Genomic DNA, 4,756 nt, shown 5'->3' on the forward strand with positions numbered 1-4,756 from the left:
GAGCGCGGCCACCGCCACCGCGAGCACGCCGATCACCACCCAGAGCTTCTGCGTTCCGCCCTGGCGCGAGGGCATGCCTGTTGTCGTTGTCTGTTCCATGAAAGCCTTCCTTCCTGCGGTCCGGCATACAAGCCGGACCCGTTCCCAGCATCGCCCGCGGAGGGCCGAAGTCAATGCACGGGCGTCCTACACGCCGGCACGCGGCGAGCGCATCCGGCTGGAGGACGAGACCGGGTCAGCGCGTCGCGGCGGGCGCCACGCCCGAAAGGAAGCGCCGTGCCTCGGCGCGCATGCCGCGGGAGACGGCCTCCCAGGTCCGCGCGGGAAAGTCCGCGGGCAGCGCGGCCTCGACCTCGGCCAGCGCCTCGTCGAGCGTTTCGACCAGCGCGAGCATCGCGCGCCAGGTGTCGTCGCCGCCGTTGCGCATCGCGAGCCCCCACCAATGGCGCGCCTGGATGGTGTGCAGCGCGTAGTGCGCGTTCTTCGAGCGCACGGCCATCGCCAGCTCGGCCCGGCGCGGCTGGAACTGGCTCGCGCCGTTGCCGAAGTAGGGCCACATCGACAGCACGTCGTAGAGCGGCGTCATCTCGTAGACGTCGCCGCGCTGCAGATGGAGCGAGAAGTTCTTGGCGTGCCCGTCGGTGGCCGCCAGCAGGAAGAAGGCGAGCTGCGCGAGCAGGAACAACGTGCCATCGTCCCGGCTGCGGCTGCCCTGCAGCAGTTGCAGGCAGCGGGTCATGCCGGGGCCGCCATGCTGCTCGTACTTGCGCTCGGGCGGCAGCGCCATCGCCTGGCAAAAATCTTCCTGTGGCAGGCGCGCGATCCAGCGCTCGCCGTTCGCGCCCGCCATCCATTCGCGGTCGAAGCGCTCGACCGCCAAGACCTTCTGGTCGCCGAAGCGCTCGATGGCGGTCGGCGCGACCGGCAGGCCCAGCGCTCCGACGATCCGCGCGCAGAGCCATTCGTTCTGCACCGAATCGGAGGCATCGACGCGCCGCGAGCCGCCGATCAACCCCAGCGGCAGCTTGAGGATGTGGGTGGTCGGCGTGGCGCCATGCGGGCGGCACCAGCGGCCGTCGACGCGGGTCAGTGCGGTCTTTTCCTGCGCGCCCGCGAGCGAGATCCGGAACAGGTCGCGGTCGCGCAGCCGCTCGGGCGTCGATTCGGTCGGCACGGCGCGCAGCAACTCGGCCACCTGCTCGTCGGCGAGCGGCTCGCAGTTCACGCGGTCCCAGCCTTCGGGCACCGCGCCGTCGGGCAGCAGCTGCACCGCCCCCACGCAGTCGCGGCCGATGGCTTCGAGCAGGTCGAAGACCTTGGTGTTCTTGAGCCCGAAGCGCTGGCCCAGCCGCGCACGGATCCGCTCGTTGTCGGGCAGCAGGTTGTCGAAGTAGTTGCGCACCGCCTCGCCCTGGACTTCGAGCGCCGTGGTGATCGGCAACGAGAGCGACAGCGAACGGCGCCGCGGCGACGCGAGCCACGCGGGCTCGTAGCGGAAGCTGTGGGATTCGCGATCGACCGACCAGGTGCCGACGAGTTCGCCGTTCATCCAGGCCTTGAGCGCGCGCCTCACCAGGAGCCTTTCCTCGGCGTGGCGGCGAAGCGCCCGCGGACGGTGGGCGCGGGGCCATCCGCGGCAGGGCGCGGTGCTTGCGGTTCGGGGGGCGACGGGGCGGCCACCGCCGGTTCGGCGCCTTTTTCCTGGGCGACCGGCGAGGCCGGCAACGGCATCCGCCCATAGGCGCGCACCGCGTTGCGATCCTTCGCGCGCTGGTCGCCATCGGGGAGTTCGGCGCTCGCCGGCGCCGCGAAGGCCGGGGCCTCGTCTTCGTCGCGCAGCGAGATCGACGCGCCCAGCGCCGCCAGCAGCTTCATCAGCTGTTCGAAACCGACGGCCCCGGGATTCGCCTCGATCTCGGCGATCCGGGCCTGGCTGACACCGACGAGGCTGCCGGCCTGCGCCTGCGTCAGGCCGCGCTTCTTCCGCAGCGCCTGGAGGTGCGCCCGAAGCTGATCGGCAAAACGAAGGGGGTAGTCCATCTTGCCTTCAAGATATAGGCCTTCCCTTGTTTTGTCAATTTATAGGTTTTGGCTTATTTTTGCCTTTTATCTGCCAAAGCTTGTATTTGCCATCAATCGACCTTCGCCCCCGAGGCCTTCACCACCGCCCCCATCGCATCCCAGTCGGCGCGCAGCAGCTTCTGGAATTCCTCGGCGCTCTGGCTGCGCGGCTCCACGCCCAGCCGCGTGAAGCGTTCCTGGATCGCCGGGTCGGCGATCACCTTGTTGACGGCCGCGTTGAGCCGCTCGATCTCGGCCTTGGGCGTGGCTGCCGGCGCGAGCAGGCCGATCCACGAATCGAAGGCATAGCCGGGCAGGCCGCTCTCGGCCACGGTCGGCAGCTTCGGCAGGAAGGGGCTGCGCGACTGGCCGGTCGAGGCCAGCAGCTTCATGCGCGGATCGCTCTGGAAGCCCATCACGCCGATGCTCGACGAGATCACCGCCTGCACCCGACCCGCGAGCACCTCGTTGACCGCCTCGCCGGTGGACTTGGTCGGGATGTGCGTCATCTGCAGCCCGGCCTTGGCGAGGAACGAGGCCATCGCGAGGTGCGTGGCGCTGCCGTTGCCGGCCGAGGCGTAGTTGTACTTGCCGGGGTTGGCCTTGATCTCCTTGATGAAGTCGGCCGTGGTCGACACGTTCATGCCGCTGGCCACCGCGAGCACGTAGCCCGCGTTGCCGATGTTGGCCACGCCCACGAAGTCCTTGAGCGGGTCGTAGGGCAGCTTGCTGTAGAGGAAGCCCGCGATGTTGTGGCTCGCGGCCGCGAGCACCAGCGTGTTGCCGTCGGCCGGCGCCTTGGCCGCGATCGCCGCGCCCACGGTGCCGCCCGCACCCGCGCGGTTCTCGACGATGGCGCTCGCATTGAGCGCCGCGCCGAGCTCGTTGTTGAAGGCGCGCGCCACGGTGTCCTGCACCGCGCCGGTGCCGAAGGGCACGACGATGTGGATCACGCGCTGCTGCGCCGCCGCGGGCAGTACGGCCGCCGCGAAGGCCAGGGCGAGGAGCGAGCGTCGGGCGAACGGGGTGGTCATCGGTAGGGCCGCTTTCGTCGGGTTGGAGAAAGGAAGAAATCCGCGTGGTCGCTTCAGCGCCCGGGCGCGAGCCAGCGCTGCGCCAGCCGCACGAAGTAGCTCGCGCCGATCGGGATGATCTCGTCGTTGAAGTCGAACGAGCTGTTGTGGATGATGCAAGGCCCGGGCCCGTGGCCGTCGAGCCGGTGGTCGCCGTCGCCATTGCCGAGGAAGGCGTAGCAGCCGGGCCGCGCCAGCAGCATGTGGGCGAAGTCCTCGGCGCCCATCACCGCCGGGAAATCGGTGGTGACCATGTCGTCGCCCACCACCTCGCGCATCACGCCGGCCGCGAAGCGCGCCTCGGCCGGATGGTTCACCGTCGGCGGCGAGGAGCGGTTGAAGAACACCTCGGCCGTGCAGCCGTGCGCCGCCGCCACGCCCGCGGCCACCTCGCGCAGCCGCGCCTCGAGCAGGTCGATGGCCTCGATCGAGAAGGTGCGGATGGTGCCGCCGACCGTGGCCTCGTCGGGAATGATGTTGGGCGCATCCGAGCCGCGCAGCTGCGTGACCGCGAGCAGCGCGCGCTCGGTGCTCGGGATGGTGCGCGCGACGATGGTCTGCAGCTGCTGCGCGAGGTTGACCACCGCCGCCACCGGGTCGATGCCGGTGTGCGGCATCGAGGCATGCGTGCCGCGCCCGTGCAGCGTGATGCGGTAGGTGTTGCTCGAGGCCATGAGCGCGCCCTCGTTGAGCGCGAAGCGGCCCACGTCGCCGACCGGGAAGTTGTGCAGGCCGAAGACCGCGTCGCACGGGAAGCGCTCGAACAGGCCCTCGTCGATCATCTTCTTGGCACCGGCCTTGCCCATCTCCTCCGCGGGCTGGAAGATGAAATGCACCGTGCCGTCGAAGTCGTCCGGGCCCTGCTGCGACAGGTGCCAGGCGGCGGCCAGCAGCATGGTGGTGTGGCCGTCATGGCCGCAGGCATGCATGCGGCCCGCGTGGCGCGACTTGTGGGCGAACTCGTTGGCCTCGTGCAGCGGCAGCGCATCCATGTCGGCGCGCAGGCCGATGGTGCGCGCGCCCGTGCCCTTGCGCAGCACGCCGACCAGGCCGGTGCCCGCGATGCCGCGGTGCACCTCGATGCCCCATTCGGCGAGCAGGCCGGCCACTTTCTCGGAAGTGCGGTGTTCCTCGAAGCCGAGTTCGGGATGGGCGTGGATGTCGCGCCGGATGTCGACGAAGCGGGCGACGTCGGCGAAGGAATCGACGATGTTCATGGGGGCGGCTGGCTGAATCGTTCTGGAAGCGAACGATTCTGGCGCAGCCGCCCGGCGCGCGCATGCTCGATTACGCGGCTCGTCGGAGCCGCGCTTCCTGCGCTATGCGGCCCGGCCGAGCCGGCCCTCCTGCCGCAGCTTCGCGCCGATGCGACGGATCTCGGCCTCGCCCTGGTCCAGCGTCGCGCGGCTGGTGTGCACCGAGTAGTGGCCCATCACGAGCTCATGCGGATGCTTGACCGCCGAGCCCAGCACGAAGGAGGTGTCGCCATGCGCCACCAACTCGATGGCCTCGCCCGACTCCTCGAACACCGCGAGCTCGCCGTCGCCGATCGGCCCGCCGGCCGCATCGCCCGCGTCGAGCTGGCCGCTCTCCACCGCGAGCCAGCCCACCGTGTGGCCGGC

At 70.2% G+C, this 4,756-nt stretch carries 4 protein-coding genes and 1 pseudogene; all 5 read right to left on the reverse strand.

Going from position 1 to position 4,756, the window contains the following annotated elements; genetic code table 11:
* Positions 1-235: 235 nt before the first annotated feature.
* Positions 236-1,549, reverse strand: a complete 1,314-nt coding sequence (locus AC27VN_RS33025; protein ID WP_490879305.1) for a HipA domain-containing protein — start codon at positions 1,547-1,549, stop codon at positions 236-238.
* 20 nt (positions 1,550-1,569) lie between these two features.
* Entirely contained in the window at positions 1,570-2,040 is a 471-nt protein-coding gene (locus AC27VN_RS33030) for a helix-turn-helix domain-containing protein (RefSeq protein ID WP_490879303.1), read from the reverse strand.
* Positions 2,041-2,132: 92 nt separating this feature from the next.
* Positions 2,133-3,095, reverse strand: a complete 963-nt coding sequence (locus AC27VN_RS33035) for a tripartite tricarboxylate transporter substrate-binding protein (RefSeq protein WP_490879304.1) — start codon at positions 3,093-3,095, stop codon at positions 2,133-2,135.
* A gap of 53 nt (positions 3,096-3,148) precedes the next feature.
* Complete coding sequence (locus AC27VN_RS33040) at positions 3,149-4,351, reverse strand: M20 aminoacylase family protein (protein WP_093351605.1); 1,203 nt, start codon at positions 4,349-4,351, stop codon at positions 3,149-3,151.
* Positions 4,352-4,453: 102 nt separating this feature from the next.
* A pseudogene (locus AC27VN_RS33045) lies at positions 4,454-4,756 on the reverse strand (pirin family protein); the annotation flags it as partial.

This window comes from Variovorax sp. 20P10.2.4, assembly GCF_058244205.1.